17 protein-coding genes are annotated in these 18026 nt (G+C 51.4%); 13 read left to right on the top strand and 4 right to left on the bottom strand.

The window, feature by feature from the left end; genetic code table 11:
* Positions 1 to 103: 103 nt before the first annotated feature.
* The gene (locus EQY_RS0104465) at positions 104 to 928 is read right to left on the bottom strand and encodes a protein bax (protein WP_016160045.1); all 825 of its coding nucleotides are present in this window, start codon (positions 926 to 928) and stop codon (positions 104 to 106) included.
* Between the two features lie 410 nt (positions 929 to 1338).
* Here EQY_RS0104465 and malS point away from each other — a divergent pair, with 410 nt between their 5' ends.
* Both malS and avtA read left to right on the top strand, forming a co-directional pair.
* Positions 1339 to 3369, top strand: coding sequence for an alpha-amylase (gene malS / locus EQY_RS0104470; RefSeq protein ID WP_000761202.1), 2031 nt, complete (start codon positions 1339 to 1341; stop codon positions 3367 to 3369).
* Between the two features lie 176 nt (positions 3370 to 3545).
* Positions 3546 to 4799 carry a valine--pyruvate transaminase gene (gene avtA, locus EQY_RS0104475; RefSeq protein ID WP_000144353.1) on the top strand — a complete coding sequence of 418 codons (1254 nt, stop codon included), beginning with the start codon at positions 3546 to 3548 and terminating at the stop codon, positions 4797 to 4799.
* A gap of 150 nt (positions 4800 to 4949) precedes the next feature.
* On the opposite strand, the gene EQY_RS0104480 is transcribed toward avtA, so the two are convergent.
* Both EQY_RS0104480 and yiaJ read right to left on the bottom strand, forming a co-directional pair.
* Positions 4950 to 5423, bottom strand: coding sequence for a 4Fe-4S binding protein (locus EQY_RS0104480; protein WP_024212400.1), 474 nt, complete (start codon positions 5421 to 5423; stop codon positions 4950 to 4952).
* Positions 5424 to 5524: 101 nt separating this feature from the next.
* Positions 5525 to 6358 carry an IclR family transcriptional regulator YiaJ gene (yiaJ, locus tag EQY_RS0104485; RefSeq protein WP_000516597.1) on the bottom strand — a complete coding sequence of 278 codons (834 nt, stop codon included), beginning with the start codon at positions 6356 to 6358 and terminating at the stop codon, positions 5525 to 5527.
* A gap of 216 nt (positions 6359 to 6574) precedes the next feature.
* Here yiaJ and yiaK point away from each other — a divergent pair, with 216 nt between their 5' ends.
* The 10 genes from yiaK (at position 6575) to araD (ending at position 15549) form a co-directional block, all read left to right on the top strand.
* Positions 6575 to 7573 (top strand): 3-dehydro-L-gulonate 2-dehydrogenase, encoded by a 999-nt coding sequence (gene yiaK / locus EQY_RS0104490; RefSeq protein WP_000869060.1) that lies wholly within the window; start codon positions 6575 to 6577, stop codon positions 7571 to 7573.
* 11 nt (positions 7574 to 7584) lie between these two features.
* Complete coding sequence (locus EQY_RS0104495; protein WP_000576114.1) at positions 7585 to 8049, top strand: NanQ anomerase/TabA/YiaL family protein; 465 nt, start codon at positions 7585 to 7587, stop codon at positions 8047 to 8049.
* A 22-nt stretch (positions 8050 to 8071) separates the two neighbouring features.
* Positions 8072 to 8992, top strand: a complete 921-nt coding sequence (locus EQY_RS0104500; protein ID WP_000646710.1) for a DUF4862 family protein — start codon at positions 8072 to 8074, stop codon at positions 8990 to 8992.
* A 109-nt stretch (positions 8993 to 9101) separates the two neighbouring features.
* On the top strand, positions 9102 to 9569 hold the full coding sequence (yiaM, locus tag EQY_RS0104505) for a 2,3-diketo-L-gulonate TRAP transporter small permease YiaM (RefSeq protein WP_000821448.1): 468 nt from the start codon (positions 9102 to 9104) through the stop codon (positions 9567 to 9569).
* 2 nt (positions 9570 to 9571) lie between these two features.
* Positions 9572 to 10849: a 2,3-diketo-L-gulonate TRAP transporter large permease YiaN gene (gene yiaN, locus EQY_RS0104510; protein WP_000153843.1), complete on the top strand. Its 1278-nt coding sequence runs from the start codon at positions 9572 to 9574 to the stop codon at positions 10847 to 10849.
* 12 nt (positions 10850 to 10861) lie between these two features.
* Positions 10862 to 11848, top strand: coding sequence for a 2,3-diketo-L-gulonate TRAP transporter substrate-binding protein YiaO (gene yiaO, locus EQY_RS0104515; protein ID WP_000776918.1), 987 nt, complete (start codon positions 10862 to 10864; stop codon positions 11846 to 11848).
* Positions 11849 to 11851: 3 nt separating this feature from the next.
* On the top strand, positions 11852 to 13348 hold the full coding sequence (gene lyxK, locus EQY_RS0104520) for an L-xylulokinase (RefSeq protein WP_000196070.1): 1497 nt from the start codon (positions 11852 to 11854) through the stop codon (positions 13346 to 13348).
* The gene (ulaD, locus tag EQY_RS0104525) at positions 13345 to 14007 is read left to right on the top strand and encodes a 3-keto-L-gulonate-6-phosphate decarboxylase UlaD (RefSeq protein WP_000089485.1); all 663 of its coding nucleotides are present in this window, start codon (positions 13345 to 13347) and stop codon (positions 14005 to 14007) included. The genes lyxK and ulaD overlap by 4 nt, the downstream gene beginning before the upstream one ends.
* A complete protein-coding gene (locus EQY_RS0104530) occupies positions 14000 to 14860 on the top strand; it encodes an L-ribulose-5-phosphate 3-epimerase (protein ID WP_010344934.1) in 861 nt (286 codons plus the stop codon). The genes ulaD and EQY_RS0104530 overlap by 8 nt, the downstream gene beginning before the upstream one ends.
* Positions 14854 to 15549: an L-ribulose-5-phosphate 4-epimerase gene (gene araD, locus EQY_RS0104535; RefSeq protein ID WP_000893128.1), complete on the top strand. Its 696-nt coding sequence runs from the start codon at positions 14854 to 14856 to the stop codon at positions 15547 to 15549. The genes EQY_RS0104530 and araD overlap by 7 nt, the downstream gene beginning before the upstream one ends.
* Before the next feature lie 31 nt (positions 15550 to 15580).
* On the opposite strand, the gene EQY_RS0104540 is transcribed toward araD, so the two are convergent.
* Positions 15581 to 16396 (bottom strand): AraC family transcriptional regulator, encoded by an 816-nt coding sequence (locus EQY_RS0104540; RefSeq protein ID WP_000891830.1) that lies wholly within the window; start codon positions 16394 to 16396, stop codon positions 15581 to 15583.
* A 225-nt stretch (positions 16397 to 16621) separates the two neighbouring features.
* Here EQY_RS0104540 and EQY_RS0104545 point away from each other — a divergent pair, with 225 nt between their 5' ends.
* The gene (locus EQY_RS0104545) at positions 16622 to 18022 is read left to right on the top strand and encodes an MFS transporter (protein WP_000204813.1); all 1401 of its coding nucleotides are present in this window, start codon (positions 16622 to 16624) and stop codon (positions 18020 to 18022) included.
* Positions 18023 to 18026: the final 4 nt, after the last annotated feature.

Here is an 18026-nt window from a genome sequence, read left to right on the forward strand (position 1 = left end):
GATAAGACGCGCCAGCGTCGCATCAGGCAATTCAGCACAACCACCTGATGCGAGCAAAAGCCCTATCCGACCAACAAGCCGGATAAGGCTCAAGGGAATGCAATTACATATGCGCGGCAATTAACCGCTGGTTATCCTGGTACATCGCGAACAGGTAGTTGTTATAGCTCTGCCCTTTCGTGGAATAACCTTTCAGCTTATGAATCATCGCTGTGGCGGTAACTTCCTGATCCGCTTTACGCAATTGTGCACGTGATTTGCGGAAAGAAGCGTAAGCCGGATGCGTATTCAGGTTAGTGACATAGGCGCTCACCGATTCTTTTACAGAACTGAACTGAGAGTACCCCTTCACTTTACCCGGCGCATTGGTACAACGCCCTTTCATGCACTTCATGCCGAACAGGTTGTTGTTGCTACGCGCCAGCTTCGACGTTCCCCAACCGCTTTCTGCGGCAGCCATCGTCGCTACCATACTGGTCGGGATAATGTCTACACGTTCGAGTAGCGTATTCCACGGGATTTTTCGCGTATTACCGGACCACTTCACCTTATAGCGTTTGGCAATGTCTTGCAGACGTGCACGCTCTGAAGGCGACCATTGCCCCTGGTACTGTTTTGAAATCAGCCAGTTACGTTCCGCCGTAATGGCAGCATTTTGGCTGGTAATATAGGGCATTACAGTCCGGAGAAACGCTTTTTTTCTTGGTGTTCCGGAAGGGTATTTTCGCAAATCAGGAAGTGAACTGCTCTTTGCACTATTGCGAGAATACTCTTGTTTACTGCTTACCTGTTTATTACTAGCTTTAGTTAAGTGGGACTTTTGACTCGTTGTTGTCGTGTGCGTCTTCGCTAACACCTCACTCGAAAACACCAGAGTGAGTAACATAAGAATCATCGCCCCATATCGTCGTATGGGAGTCAAAATCATCAGGTCTCCTGATCGGATTTAATCATTCAAACACCTTATACTCGTCATACTTCAAGTTGCCTGTACTGCGTAAACGCTGTTCAAAACGCCATTGGTGTTTTGTCCTGCAACTCGAATGATTTAGAGTAATATTTTTCCCAAATTTGAGAGTTGAATCTCAAATCATATCAAAAATAGCGGTCAAGCGCACCCCAAGGAATAGTCCAAATCTGAAACTATGTCACGTGGTAATGGTTCAGATTGGTGCAAGATCGCAGAAAATGTGGATTTTATCGCAAAATTCAGCCGTTTTTTGCGCGCGATCGCTCACCCCTGCTTCTCATCCTGTGGACTTACTATTCAGGGATGAGCTTTGTCTGGCTATTCGCTGGCAAACTGTCTTAAATCGCAGCAATAAGGACTCACCCGCCATGAAACTTGCCGCCTGTTTTCTGACACTCCTTCCCGGCTTTGCCGTTGCCGCCAACTGGACTTCGCAGGGGTTCCCCATCTTTACCGAACAGGGGACAGGAACATTTGTCAGCCACGCTAAGCTGGCTAAAAGTACGCGTCCACTAACGCTAAATTTTGACCAACAGTGCTGGCAACCAGTGAATGCGATAAAACTCAATCAGATGCTTTCCCTGCAACCTTGCGATAACACACCGCCACAATGGCGATTGTTCAGAGCTGGCGAATATAAGCTGCAAATCGACACCCGCTCCGGCACGCCAACGTTGATGATTTCGATCCAAAACACCGCCGAACCAGTAGCAACCCCAATCCGTGAATGCCCGAAATGGGATGGACGACCACTTACGCTTGATGTCAGTGCCACTTTCCCGGAAGGTGCGGCAATCCGTGATTATTACAGCCAACAAATCGCGACGGTGAAAAACGGTCAAATAACGTTACAACCTGCCGCCACCAGTAACGGCTTGCTACTGCTGGAACGGGCAGAAACTGGCACCTCTGCCCCTTTCGACTGGCATAACGCCACCGTTTACTTTGTGCTGACAGACCGTTTCGAAAACGGCGATCTCAGCAATGACCAGAGCTACGGTCGTCATAAAGACGGTATGGCGGAAATTGGCACTTTTCACGGCGGCGATTTACGCGGCCTGACCAACAAACTGGATTATCTCCAGCAGCTCGGCGTCAATGCCCTATGGATCAGCGCCCCATTTGAGCAAATTCACGGCTGGGTAGGCGGTGGTACAAAAGGCGATTTCCCGCATTATGCCTACCACGGTTATTACACACAGGACTGGACGAATCTTGATGCAAATATGGGCAACGAAGCCGATCTACGGACGCTGGTTGATAGCGCGCACCAGCGCGGTATTCGTATTCTCTTTGATGTGGTGATGAACCATACCGGTTATGCCACGCTGGCGGATATGCAGGAGTATCAGTTTGGCGCGTTATATATTTCTGGTGATGAGCTGAAAAAAACGCTGGGTGACCGCTGGAGCGACTGGAAACCCGCCGCCGGGCAAACCTGGCATAGTTTTAACGATTACATTAATTTCAGCGACAAAACAGGGTGGGATAAATGGTGGGGGAAAAACTGGATCCGTACCGATATCGGTGATTACGACAATCCTGGATTCGACGATCTCACCATGTCGCTGGCCTTTTTGCCGGATATCAAAACAGAATCCACCACCGCTTCAGGTCTGCCGGTGTTCTATAAAAACAAACCGGATACCCACGCTAAAGCCATCGATGGCTATACGCCGCGCGATTATTTAACTCACTGGTTAAGCCAGTGGGTTCGCGACTACGGGATTGATGGTTTTCGGGTCGACACTGCCAAACATGTTGAGTTGCCCGCCTGGCAGCAACTGAAAACTCAGGCCAGCGCCGCACTTAGCGAATGGAAAAAAGCGAATCCCGATAAAGCATTAGATGACAAACCTTTCTGGATGACCGGCGAGTCCTGGGGTCATGGCGTAATGCAAAGTGACTACTATCGCCACGGCTTCGATGCGATGATCAACTTCGATTATCAGGAACAGGCGGCGAAAGCCGTCGATTGTCTGGCGCAGATGGACACCACCTGGCAGCAAATGGCAGATAAATTGCAGGATTTCAACGTGTTGAGCTACCTATCGTCGCATGATACCCGCCTGTTCCGTGACGGGGGCGACAAAGCAGCAGAGTTATTGCTATTAGCGCCAGGTGCGGTGCAAATCTTTTATGGCGATGAATCCTCACGTCCGTTCGGAGCCACCGGCTCAGATCCGCTGCAAGGCACACGCTCGGATATGAACTGGCAGGATGTTAGCGGTGAATCTGCCGCCAGCGTTGCGCACTGGCAACGCCTCGGTCAGTTCCGCGCCCGCCATCCAGCGATTGGCGCGGGTAAGCAGACCACATTGTCACTGAAACAAGGTTATGGATTTGTCCGTGAACATGGCGACGATAAAGTGATGGTTGTCTGGGCGGGGCAACAGTAACTTTTCCGGCTTCCCACTTGCAGTATGTCGGGAAGCCGTATTCCAGTATAAAAGACCAGACATATCATAAACCTTAGCATGATACGCCAATCCTCTTGCAGCAACCCGATTTGCACCCCAGCAAATGTAGCGTTATTGTTACTTTCCTTGCTACAGAGTTCGACAGATATCCCGCTATGACATTCTCCCTTTTTGGTGACAAATTTACCCGCCACTCCGGCATTACGCTGCTGATGGAAGATCTGAACGACGGCTTACGCACGCCCGGCGCGATTATGCTCGGCGGCGGCAATCCGGCGCAGATCCCGGAAATGCAGGACTACTTCCAGACGCTGCTGACCGACATGCTGGAAAGCGGCAAAGCCACTGATGCGCTGTGTAATTACGACGGCCCGCAGGGGAAAACGGAGCTACTCACACTACTTGCCGGAATGCTACGCGAGAAGCTGGGTTGGGATATTGAACCACAGAATATTGCACTAACAAACGGCAGCCAGAGCGCGTTTTTCTACTTATTTAATCTGTTTGCCGGACGCCGCGCCGATGGTCGGGTCAAAAAAGTGCTGTTCCCGCTGGCACCAGAATACATTGGCTACGCTGACGCCGGACTGGAAGAAGATCTTTTCGTCTCTGCGCGTCCAAATATTGAACTGCTGCCAGAAGGCCAGTTTAAATACCACGTCGATTTTGAACATCTGCATATTGGCGAAGAGACCGGGATGATTTGCGTCTCCCGTCCAACGAACCCAACAGGCAATGTGATTACTGACGAAGAGTTGCTGAAGCTGGATGCATTGGCAAATCAGCACGGTATTCCGCTGGTGATTGATAACGCTTATGGCGTCCCGTTCCCGGGTATCATCTTCAGCGAAGCGCGCCCGCTGTGGAATCCGAATATCGTACTGTGCATGAGTCTTTCCAAGCTGGGTCTACTAGGCTCCCGCTGCGGCATTATCATCGCCAATGAAAAAATCATCACCGCCATCACCAATATGAACGGCATTATCAGCCTGGCGCCTGGCGGTATTGGTCCGGCGATGATGTGTGAAATGATTAAGCGTAACGATCTGCTGCGCCTGTCAGAAACGGTCATCAAGCCGTTCTACTACCAGCGTGTTCAGGAAACTATCGCCATCATTCGCCGCTATTTACCAGAAGATCGCTGCCTGATTCATAAACCCGAAGGAGCCATTTTCCTCTGGCTATGGTTTAAGGATTTGCCAATTACCACCGAGCAGCTTTACCAGCGCCTGAAAGCGCGCGGCGTGCTGATGGTGCCGGGGCACAACTTCTTCCCTGGACTGGATAAACCGTGGCCGCATACGCATCAATGTATGCGCATGAACTATGTGCCGGAGCCGGAGAAAATTGAGGCAGGCGTGAAGATTCTGGCGGAAGAGATTGAACGCGCCTGGGCTGAGAGTCATTAAAAATTGCCTGATGCGCTACGCTTATCAGGCCACATAATTTCTGCAATATATTGAATTTGTAAGATTTTGTAGGCCAGATAAGACGTTCACGCCGCATCCGGCATTAACAAAACGCACTATTCCGGCGTTGAGAACCACCGGAATAGTGTTTCAAACAGGCTGCTGTAGTAGCCGATTCCGCTGCACTTTCTCAACATCCATACACTGCAACGCTTTTGTCGGACAGGCTTCAACACAGGCCGGGCCCGTCGTCCGATGCCAGCACAGATCGCACTTAATCGCCCTCGCCTTTGCACGCGATGAAACGACCTCCATCGCGCCAAACGGACATGCCAGCATACAGCTTTTACAGCCAATACAACGTGATTGTTCAACAAAGATATGCCCATGTTCACGACGAATAGCGTCCACAGGGCAAACATTCGCGCAGGGTGCATCTTCACACTGATGACAGGCTACTGCCGTGGTCCAGGTATGGTCTTTGATAACACGAATACGGGAAATAAACTCGCCAGGTAACAACGAAGCGCAATCCTGATTCTCCTGATGCGACACTGCGCAAGCCACTTCACAGGTACGGCAACCGATACATTTCGTCGCATCCGCAATAATAAACCGGTTCATGATCACTCCTTTGCGCTAAAACCGCAGCGTGCCAGAGAGTGCGCCATTATTGCTTTGATCCAACGAAGGAAATATTAAAGTTTTGCCACCTGCCCAAAGCATTATGTGATCGCCCCCTGGTCGTCCCGGACGGTAAATCCCAGTTCATTGGAAATAGCCAGGGCAGTTTCACGCAACGGTTTCAGGAGATTTTTCACCCCCACCTGTTTCAGGCGTGATGTCGAAAGCGAAATCGACACTGCATACGGCACCCGCCCATGAATATCAAACACCGGAACAGCAATACAGGAGACGCCGAGTTCATTCTCTTCTCTGTCCATCGCCACGCCGCTTTCGCGAATGTGCGCCAGTTCGTCGAACATCGCGGGCAGTTCGGTAATGGTATTGCGGGTTAGCGGCTGGATTTCATTCTGATGGCTTTCCCAATACGATTTCACGTAGTCCTGATGACCAAACGCCATATAAACCTTACCCATCGCCGAACAGTAGAGCGGCATATGCTGACCAATATAGGCACGGGTTCGCAGCATACCGGTAGTAGGTTCCAGTTTATAAATCAAAATAGCGTGATCGTCTTCTCGACTGGAAAAGTTAATGGTTTCACCAGTGGCGATGTTCAGTGCCTCAAGATGCGGCGCGGCGATATGAATGATATTCAGCGAAGACAGCGCCTTCTGCCCGACGGCAATAAATTTTGTGGTCAGGCGATAACTCCCCGCAGCAGGCGCGGTTGTCACATAGCCACAGGACTGTAGTCCCTGCAATAAACGATGGACCGTACTTTTATTTAAGCCAGCCAGTTCAGAGAGATGCGCCAGCGGGCAACCGTTTGGATAGTTGCTCAAAATCTCAATCAGCATCAACCCGCGAAACAGGCTCTGACTTCCAGCCGGACGCTCTTTTTCCTGCGCCAACTCGTGCTCTTTTTTTCCCATCGCTTTCTTCCCCTTTTTATCGCGCCCTGATGGTAACGCAAAGTGTGTCGCAGTTCACGATCTCGACAGATAATTTATAACTATTTGATTTATATGATTTTTGAAAATCATGGTGTGGATTGCTTTGTTAAAAAGCGATCGATATATTTGAAATCAAATTTCGCATAGTGGAATTTTAAGCTAAAAAAGCGATCAACAAACACAAGGAAGCCAGGGATGAAAGTGACATTTGAGCAGTTAAAAACAGCCTTTAATCGGGTATTAATTTCACGTGGCGTTAACAGCGAAACAGCCGATGCCTGTGCAGAGATGTTCGCCCGCACCACCGAATCCGGCGTTTATTCTCATGGCGTTAACCGTTTCCCCCGTTTCATTCAGCAACTGGAAAACGGCGATATCATTCCTGACGCCCAACCCAAACGTATAACCAGCCTCGGCGCGATTGAGCAGTGGGACGCCCGGCGTTCAATCGGTAACCTGACAGCGAAAAAGATGATGGATCGTGCCATTGAACTGGCGGCAACTCACGGGATTGGCCTGGTCGCGTTACGCAATGCCAACCACTGGATGCGCGGCGGCAGCTACGGCTGGCAGGCGGCGGAAAAAGGCTATATCGGCATCTGCTGGACAAACTCCATCGCCGTAATGCCGCCGTGGGGCGCAAAAGAATGTCGCATCGGCACCAACCCACTGATCGTCGCTATTCCCTCTTCACCCATCACCATGGTCGATATGTCGATGTCGATGTTCTCCTACGGCATGTTAGAAGTGAATCGTCTGGCGGGACGCGAGCTGCCGGTCGATGGCGGGTTTGATGATGAAGGAAATTTGACCAAAGAACCTGGCGTTATCGAGAAAAATCGCCGAATTTTGCCGATGGGTTACTGGAAAGGTTCTGGCATGTCGATTGTGCTGGATATGATAGCCACTCTCCTTTCTGACGGCGCATCGGTTGCTGAAGTCACCCAGGACAACAGCGACGAGTACGGCATTTCACAAATCTTTATTGCCATTGAAGTGGATAAACTGATCGACGGTTCCACCCGCGACGCCAAACTGCAACGCATCATGGATTACGTTACCAGTGCCGAACGCGCAGACGAAAACCAGGCCATTCGTTTACCCGGCCACGAATTTACCACTCTACTGGCAGAAAACCGTCGTAACGGTATTACTGTGGATGACAGCGTATGGGCAAAAATCCAGGCATTATAAGGAGATAGACCATGATATTTGGACATATCACACAACCTAATCCGTGCCGTTTGCCCGCTGCCATTGAAAAGGCGCTCGATTTTCTACGCACCACCGATTTCAACGCCCTGGCGCCGGGCGTTGTCGAAATCGACGGCAAAAATATTTTTGCGCAAATTATCGATTTAACCACACGCGAGGCGGTGGAAAACCGTCCTGAGGTTCATCGTCGCTATCTGGATATTCAGTTTCTGGCCTGGGGCGAAGAGAAAATCGGTGTAGCCATTGATACCGGGAATAATAAAGTCAGCGAATCACTATTAGAGCAACGCGATATTATTTTTTATCACGATAGTGAACATGAATCATTTATAGAAATGATACCGGGTAGCTACGCTATTTTCTTCCCACAGGATGTTCATCGACCGGCATGTAATAAAAATGCCCCTACGGCAATCCGCAAAATCGTGGTTAAAGTCGCCCTCTGCGCTTTATAAAAAGTTATTACTGGAGCACAAAATGAAAGCGAATAATACCGGTTATATTATCGGTGCGTATCCCTGTGCACCCTCTTTTCACCAAAGAAGTGAAGAGGAAGAGAAGGAATTCTGGCGACAATTATCAGATACCCCTGATATTCGTGGGCTGGAACAACCCTGCCTGGAAAACTTCCACCCGCTGGGCGACCAATGGTTGCTACGTCATACGCCAGAAAGCTGGAAATTTGTCGTCACCGCTGTGATGGAAACCATGCGTCGCCGCAGCGAAAACAACGGTTTTGGCCTCGCCTCCAGCGATGAAGATCAACGCAAGGCGTGCGTGGCGTACTATCGCCACCTGTTCAATAAAATCAACTCATTGAATTCCAATAAAGTCCTCGCACTGGAGATCCAGGCCGCACCGTTAGCAACGAATCCCAATATTATACAAGCGACGGATGCCTTTGCCCGCTCGTTGAAAGAAATCGCCAGTTGGGACTGGCCCTGCAAACTGGTGCTGGAACACTGCGACGCCATGACGTCTGCCGCTCCCCGCAAAGGCTTTTTGCCTTTGGAAAATGTGCTGGAAGTCATTGCCGATTATGACGTCAGCATCTGTATCAACTGGGCGCGCTCCGCCATTGAAGGGCGCAATACAGCGTTGCCGCTGACCCATACCCAAATGGCGAAACAGGCCGGGAAACTCGGCGCGTTGATGTTCTCTGGTACGACGCTAAACGGAGCATACGGAGAATGGCAGGATTTACACGCGCCGTTTGCACCATTCTGTGCAGAAAGCCTGATGACCACAGATCACGTTCGCGAGTTATTTAATGCAGCAGAACCGTCAACATTGCATTTTGCTGGCATCAAGCTGCTAGAAATAAATGAGTCGGCTGATGTGCAGCATCGCATCGATATATTACGTAACGGTATTCACTCTTTGAATGAATCTATTTAAAACGATTCATTTATTTCGCCAAATTCTAATTAGTCGTTTTCCAATAAATATTACGAATACCAACAGCATTAATTAATGAAAACATATTACATAACAAGAAGGACTCGTTATGAAACGGATACTCGAAGGCATTCTTGCGCTCATCATCGCAATACTGTCTTGTATTATTTTTATTAATATAATTCTTCGATATGGATTTCACACAAGCATATTATCGATTGATGAATTATCCCGTCTTTTATTTGTCTGGTTAACCTTTATTGGCGCTATCGTTGCTTATATGGACAACAGCCATGTGCAGGTTACTTTTTTAGTCGAAAAACTCTCTCCCGCTAATCAACAACGTGTTTCGCTGCTAACCCATACGCTCATTTTATTACTGTGTCTGGGTCTGGCCTGGGGTGCAATAGAAAAAACGTCACAGGACTGGAGTAACTTATCACCCATTCTCGGCGTACCCGTTGGCTTAATGTACGCCGCCGCTATCCCCACCAGCCTGATTATCGCATTACTGGAATTGCGTCACTTATACCGGCAGTTCACAAATACCACCAGCCAAAACCAACAAGGAGTCTGACGATGACAATTCTTATATTTATTGTCAGTTTGTTAGGCGCTATCGCGATTGGTGTTCCCATTGCCTGGGCATTATTACTGTGCGGCATCTCACTGATGTTCTGGATGGATATCTTTGATGTGCAAATTCTGGCACAAACGCTGGTAAATGGCGCAGACAGCTTCTCTCTGTTAGCCATTCCCTTCTTTGTGCTGGCGGGTGAGATCATGAACGCGGGCGGCCTGTCGCAACGTATTGTCGACCTGCCAATGAAACTGGTGGGTCACAGGCCTGGTGGTCTGGGTTACGTTGGCGTGCTGGCGGCAATGATCATGGCAAGCCTTTCCGGTTCTGCGGTTGCCGATACCGCAGCCGTCGCGGCACTGCTGGTGCCGATGATGCGTCAGGCCAACTATCCGGTAAATCGCGCCGCCGGGCTTATCGGTTCCGGCGGGATTATTGCGGCCATTATCCCTCCCTCTATTCCACTCATTATCTTCGGCGTCTCCAGCGGACTCTCCATCAGCAAACTATTTATGGCGGGCATAGCGCCGGGCGTCATGATGGGCGTCACGCTGATGGTTACCTGGTGGTGGCAGGCAAAACGACTGAATTTACCTTGTCAGCCGAAAGCCTCACTGCGGGAAGTCTGGCAATCCTTAGTTTCCGGTATTTGGGCGCTCTTTTTACCGATAATTATTATTGGCGGTTTCCGTTCGGGGTTATTCACACCCACCGAAGCAGGCGCGGTTGCCGCCTTCTACGCCCTGTTCGTCTCGGTGGTGGTCTATCGCGAAATGACCTTCTCCACGCTTTATCATGTACTGATTAACGCGGCGAAAACCACATCCGTGGTCATGTTCCTGGTGGCCTCTGCTGCGGTATCTGCATGGCTTATTACGATCGCCGAATTACCCATGATGGTATCGGAGCTATTACAACCGTTGGTTGATTCGCCCCGCTTATTATTCATCGTCATTATGCTCGCCATTATGGTGATCAGTACGGTCATGGACTTAACGCCTACCGTATTAATTCTTACGCCAGTATTAATGCCATTAGTGAAAGAAGCGGGAATAGATCCGGTCTATTTCGGCATCATGTTTATTATCAACTGTTCAATATCACTGATTACGCCTCCAGTCGGTAACGTTCTTAACGTGGTATGCGGCGTGGCGAAACTTAAATTTGACGATGCGGTAAAAGGTGTTGCGCCTTACGTCATGGTTTTATTCATGTTGTTAGCATTATTTATTTTTATACCGGAGCTTATTACCGCTCCTCTTAAATGGATGAGTTAAAAGGAAATCATAATGAAATTACGTTCTGTAACCTACGCTTTATTATTTGCCGGAGTGGCGGCGTTCAGCACATCTTCTCTGGCGGCACAATCATTACGTTTCGGTTATGAAACCTCGCAAACCGACTCGCAACATATTGCGGCGAAAAAATTCAATGAATTATTACAGGAAAAAACCAAAGGCGAACTGAAATTAAAACTGTTCCCGGATAGCACCCTCGGTAATGCGCAGGCGATGATCAGCGGCGTGCGCGGCGGCACTATTGATATGGAGATGTCTGGCTCCAATAACTTTACGGGACTCTCGCCCGTCATCAACCTGCTCGATGTCCCTTTCCTGTTCCGCGATACCGCTCACGCGCATAAAACGCTCGACGGCAAAGTCGGGGATGACCTGAAAGTCTCCCTTGAAAGTAAGGGACTGAAAGTGCTGGCTTACTGGGAAAACGGCTGGCGCGATGTCACCAACTCGCGTGCACCGGTTAAAACGCCTACCGATCTGCAAGGGCTGAAGATCCGTACCAACAATAGCCCAATGAATATTGCCGCATTCAAAGTTTTTGGCGCTAACCCGATCCCGATGCCGTTTGCCGAAGTCTATACCGGGCTGGAAACCCGCACTATCGACGCTCAGGAACACCCGATCAACGTCGTCTGGTCAGCAAAATTTTATGAAGTGCAGAAGTACCTTTCTCTGACGCACCACGCCTATTCCCCGCTTCTGGTGGTGATCAACAAAGCGAAGTTTGATGGCTTAACCCCAGAGTTCCAGCAGGCACTGATCTCATCTGCGCAAGAAGCGGGTAACTACCAGCGCAAACTGGTCGCCGAAGATCAGCAAAAAATCATCGACGGCATGAAAGACGCGGGCGTGGAAGTGATTACCGATCTCGACCGCAAAGCCTTTAGCGACGCGCTGGGTAATCAGGTTCGCGACATGTTTGTTAAAGATGTTCCGCAGGGCGCTGATCTGCTGAAAGCCGTGGATGAGGTGCAATAAACCATGACGCAATACTGGCTGGGGTTAGATTGTGGTGGTAGCTGGCTGAAAGCCGGGCTGTATGACCGCGAAGGCCGGGAGGCGGGTGTGCAGCGCCTGCCGCTGTGCGCATTAAGCCCGCAGCCAGGCTGGGCAGAGCGCGATATGGCAGAACTGTGGCAATGCTGCATGGCTGTCATTCGCGACCTGCTTACCCATTCCGGTGTTAGCGGGGAGCAAATTGTTGGTATCGGTATCTCCGCACAAGGGAAAGGTTTGTTTTTACTCGATAAAAATAACAAACCGCTCGGTAACGCCATTTTGTCCTCTGACCGCCGGGCGATAGAAATCGTTCGTTGCTGGCAGGAAGATGGCATCCCGGAAAAACTCTACCCGCTGACCCGACAAACCTTGTGGACCGGGCATCCGGTGTCGCTGTTACGCTGGCTGAAAGAGCACGAACCGGAACGCTACGCGCAAATTGGCTGCGTGATGATGACGCACGACTACCTGCGCTGGTGTTTAACCGGCGTCAAAGGTTGTGAAGAGAGCAATATTTCTGAGTCCAATCTCTACAACATGAGTCGTGGGGAATATGATCCGTGCCTCACCGATTGCCTGGGGATCGGTGAAATCAATCACGCCCTGCCGCCTGTTGTTGGATCTGCCGAAATCTGCGGGGGGATCACCGCTCAGACAGCCGCACTGACCGGTCTGCAAGCGGGTACGCCCGTTGTCGGCGGCCTGTTTGATGTGGTTTCCACCGCACTTTGTGCCGGGATCGAAGACGAATCCACCCTCAATGCGGTGATGGGAACCTGGGCAGTGACCAGCGGCATAACCAGCGGTTTGCGTGACGGTGAAGCGCATCCGTATGTCTATGGTCGCTATGTTAATGACGGTCAATTTATCGTTCACGAAGCCAGCCCTACCTCTTCCGGCAATCTCGAATGGTTTACCGCGCAGTGGGGAGAAATCTCTTTTGCTGAGATTAATCAGGCCGTTGCCAGCTTGCCGAAAGCCAGAGGCGATCTGTTTTTCCTGCCGTTCCTGTACGGCAGCAACGCCGGACTTGAGATGACCAGCGGTTTCTACGGGATGCAGGCCATTCACACCCGCGCGCACCTGTTGCAGGCCATTTATGAAGGCGTGGTGTTCAGCCACATGACCCACCTCAACCGGATGCGTGAACGTTTTACCGCTGTTCACACCCTGCGCGTGACTGGCGGTTCTGCGCACTCCGATGTCTGGATGCAAATGCTGGCAGACGTCAGCGGTCTGCGTATCGAGCTGCCGCAGGTGGAAGAAACGGGATGCTTTGGCGCGGCGCTCGCTGCCCGTGTCGGTACGGGCGTTTATCGCAACTTCAGCGAAGCGCAGCGCAACTTGCAACATCCGGTACGCACATTGCTGCCGGACATGACCGCGCATCAGCATTACCAACAAAAATATCAACGCTATCAGCAACTCATTGCCGCACTCCAGGGTTATCACACCCGCATTAAGGAACACACATTATGAGCAGACCACTTCTGCAACTGGCTCTCGACCACTCATCACTTGAAGCCGCGCAGCGCGACGTGACGCTGTTAAAGGACAGTGTCGATATCGTCGAAGCGGGCACCATTCTCTGTTTAAACGAAGGGCTTGGCGCGGTGAAAGCCTTGCGTGAACAGTGCCCGGACAAAATCATCGTCGCTGACTGGAAGGTCGCCGACGCGGGTGAAACGCTCGCGCAACAGGCGTTTGGCGCAGGCGCTAACTGGATGACCATCATCTGCGCCGCACCGCTCGCGACGGTGGAAAAAGGCCACGCGATGGCGCAACGCTGCGGCGGTGAAATCCAGATAGAGCTGTTCGGCAACTGGACACTGGACGACGCCCGCGACTGGCATCGTATTGGCGTGCGGCAGGCGATTTATCATCGTGGTCGCGACGCGCAGGCCAGCGGGCAACAGTGGGGCGAGGCCGATCTGGCACGCATGAAGGCGCTTTCTGATATCGGCCTTGAGCTTTCCATTACTGGCGGGATTACCCCTGCTGACCTGCCGCTGTTTAAAGATATCCGCGTGAAAGCGTTTATTGCCGGGCGCGCACTGGCGGGCGCTACCAATCCAGCGCAGGTTGCCGCTGATTTTCATGCACAAATTGACGCAATCTGGGGAGGTTCTCGTGCGTAGTCATCCGTTAGGGATTTATGAAAAGGCGCTGGCGAAAGATCTCTCCTGGCCGGAGCGGCTGGTGCTGGCAAAAAGCTGCGGTTTTGATTTTGTCGAAATGTCGGTGGATGAAACCGACGAACGGCTCTCACGTCTTGACTGGAGCGCCGCACAACGTGCTTCGCTGGTTACCGCGATGATCGAAACGGGCGTTGCTATTCCGTCAATGTGCCTGTCTGCCCATCGCCGTTTTCCTTTTGGCAGCCGGGACGAGGCGGTGCGCGAACGGGCGCGGGAAATCATGAGTAAAGCGATTCGTCTGGCGCGCGATCTCGGCATTCGCACCATCCAGCTGGCAGGTTATGACGTCTATTACGAAGACCACGACGAAGGCACCCAACAACGTTTTGCTGAAGGGCTGGCGTGGGCGGTCGAACAGGCGGCGGCATCACAAGTAATGCTGGCGGTGGAGATTATGGATACCGCGTTTATGAACTCCATCAGCAAATGGAAAAAATGGGACGAGATGCTCGCCTCGCCGTGGTTCACCGTCTACCCGGACGTCGGCAACCTCAGCGCCTGGGGCAATGATGTTCCCGCCGAACTGAAACTGGGCATTGACCGTATCGCCGCGATCCACCTGAAAGACACCCAGCCAGTCACCGAGCAAAGCCCCGGACAGTTCCGTGATGTGCCGTTTGGCGAAGGCTGCGTCGATTTCGTTGGCATCTTTAAAACGCTGCATGAACTGAACTATCGCGGTTCTCTCCTGATTGAGATGTGGACCGAAAAAGCCAAAGAGCCGGTGCTGGAGATTATTCAGGCGCGGCGCTGGATTGAAGCGCGTATGCAGGAGGCCGGGTTTATATGTTAGAGCAACTGAAAGCCGACGTGCTGGCGGCGAATCTGGCGCTTCCCGCTCACCATCTGGTGACGTTCACCTGGGGCAATGTCAGCGCGGTAGACGAAATGCGGCAATGGATGGTAATCAAACCTTCCGGCGTCGAGTACGACGTGATGACCGCCGACGATATGGTGGTGGTGGAAATAACCAGCGGTAAGGTGGTGGAAGGTAGCAAAAAGCCCTCTTCCGACACGCCAACGCATCTGGCGCTTTATCGCCGCTATGCCGAAATCGGCGGCATTGTGCATACCCACTCGCGCCACGCCACCATCTGGTCACAGGCCGGGATTGATCTCCCTGCCTGGGGCACGACTCACGCTGACTATTTTTACGGTGCGATCCCCTGCACGCGTCAGATGACCGCAGAGGAGATCAACGGCGAGTATGAATACCAGACTGGCGAAGTGATCATTAAAACCTTCGAAGAGCGCGGCAGGAGTCCAGCACAAATCCCGGCGATACTGGTGCATTCTCACGGCCCGTTCGCATGGGGGAAAAACGCCACTGACGCGGTACATAATGCCGTGGTGCTGGAAGAGTGCGCGTATATGGGGCTGTTCTCGCGCCAGCTCGCGCCGCAGCTTCCTGCCATGCAAAATGAACTGCTGGATAAGCACTATCTGCGTAAGCACGGGGCTAATGCCTATTACGGGCAGTAATCTCTCACGCCGGGGCTTTATCGCCCCGGAGCTACGAATTAATATGTTCCTTGCTGTAACGCCGCTTCCACGCTGCTGGCGTTAAACCGGTGTGCTTGCGAAAAATCTGCCGGAAATAGCCAACGTCATTAAACCCGCACAACGCCGCCACTTCCGTGAGCGATCGCGCTTCGCTAATTAACAGCTTTTCGGCTTCGCGCACCCGCTGGCGGTGGATTGCTTCTGTTAACGTCAGATGAAACACCCGCCGGTAGACACGCCCAAGATAATCGGCATTGCAGTACAGCTCGCGGGCTAAAAGCGCCGTGGAAAGCGGGCGGTGATATTGCGTGCGGATCAGTTTCTGCGCTTTCCAGGCAAGGGTGGTGCCTGCTCCATCGGCCTGTTCATCAAGACGCGCGTCACGGGTGAGCTGCTGCAAAATCAGCAGCACAATAAACTCCAGCGCCGGAGTGCGTTGATGCTTTTCCTGCTCGCTTAAAAACTGGCGAAACAGTGCACTCAACGCCTGAGGGTCGGCGACTTTGGTTTGCTGCGGCACGCTAAGATGAGTGAGCCAGCGCGGATCGTTGTCCGGCGCTTTAACCTCAAAATGCAGCCAGTAAAATTTGAGATCGGCGGGAAAATCCTCCACCCCAACATGCTGTCGGTTCGGCCAGAGTAATAAACTCTCTCCCGCATCGACCAGAAATATCCGTTCTTCTTCCTGAATCGTTAACCGACCTTTTTCGACAAAGATAATTTCCCATGACTCCAGCCGCCTTGCCGGATGCCTCCCTACGCCACGGGAAATAAATAATCCACCATTTTGCACTTTAATCGGTAACGTCATGGATAATTCAAGCATTGATATGTAATTTCCCGCTTATTCATTAATGATGAAACACTTTACCTTTTGATTATTAATCAAAAAAATTAATTTCACCTGATCCATTTCACACTTTTAAATTCAGGTCGGAATCGTCACCTTTTTTTACTCTTTTCTCGCCTTGTTGATATTCCCGTTCACGGCAGAATTAATAAGGTCATTTCAATAAAACAAAAAATTGCTCCCTATTCACGAGGAATATCTATGACCTCTACACCGATTACTACCGCTGATATCGCTAAAGGTAAAATTGACGATGCGTTATCTGTACGGGAAAAAATAGGCTACGGCCTGGGTGACGCAGGCGGCACCGTAATAACTTGCCTGATCATGAATTTTCTCACCTTTTTCTACACCGACGTTTTTGGATTAACTCCGGCGCTGGTTGGCACGCTGTTTATTGCACTGCGCGTGTTTGATGCCATCTCCGACCCGGTGATGGGCGTCATTGCCGACCGGACGCAAAGTCGCTGGGGGCGCTTTCGTCCGTGGCAGCTATGGATTGCCATTCCCATCGGCATTATCGGCATCCTGACGTTCACCGTGCCAGATGCCAGCATGGGAGTAAAAATCGCCTGGGCGTTCGGTACTTACCTGCTCCTTTCAGTCGGTTATACCGCCATCAACGTACCGTACTGCGCGCTGATCAACACCATGACCACCCGCCACAATGAAGTGATCTCCTGCCAGTCCTGGCGATTCGTTCTCTGTGGCGTAGCGGGATTTCTGGTTTCGGTAGGCTTACCATGGATGGTAGATCTCTTCGGTCAGGGTAATGCCGCGCGCGGCTATCAACTGGGCGTCGGCGTATTGTGCGCCATTGCCGTGGTGATGTTCCTGTGTTGTTTTTTCTGGGTTCGTGAACGGGTGCCGCTCTCCACAATGGGGAAATTTACCCTGCGCGAACATCTTGCCGGTTTGCGTAACAACGACCAACTGCTGCTGATGCTGGTCATGTCTTTCCTGCTGATTAACGTCTTTAATATTCGCGGCGGTGGGTATATGTACTTCATTACCTACGTCTTACAAGGCAGTACGGGCTACACGTCGCTGTTCTTCACCATGGTCACCTTCGCCTCCATTATCGGCTCGGTGATTGTCAGCCCGTTAACGCGGCGTTTCGATACCGTCAAAATTTACTACTACACCAACCTGCTCCTCGCTGCGCTGGCAGTGTTGATGTGGTTCCTGCCCTCCGGCCCGGCTTATCAAACGCTGTGGCTGGCGGTGATCCTCGGTAATGGCGTGATTCTTGGCTTTACTCTGCCGCTGCACTTCTCGCTGATGGCTTTTGCCGATGACTATGGCGAATGGAAAACCCGTGTGCGTTCCTCCGGCATGAACTTTGCTTTTAATTTGTTTTTCATCAAGTTGGCCTGGGCCTCCAGCGCCGGGATCATCAGCCTGCTATTTATTTTTGTTGCCTATCAACCTGGCGTAGAAAACCAGACCGCCAGTTCGCTGGGCGGGATCACAGCAATGGAAACACTGCTGCCTGCGCTGTTCCACCTGCTGCTGGCGCTGGCAATCCGCTTTTGCAAACTCAATAACCCTATGATGTCACGCATTGCTACCGACCTGCGTCAGCGTCATGTCCAGCCTTAAGGAG

The sequence above is a fragment of the Escherichia sp. TW14182 genome (assembly GCF_000208525.1).
Lineage (GTDB): Bacteria > Pseudomonadota > Gammaproteobacteria > Enterobacterales > Enterobacteriaceae > Escherichia > Escherichia ruysiae.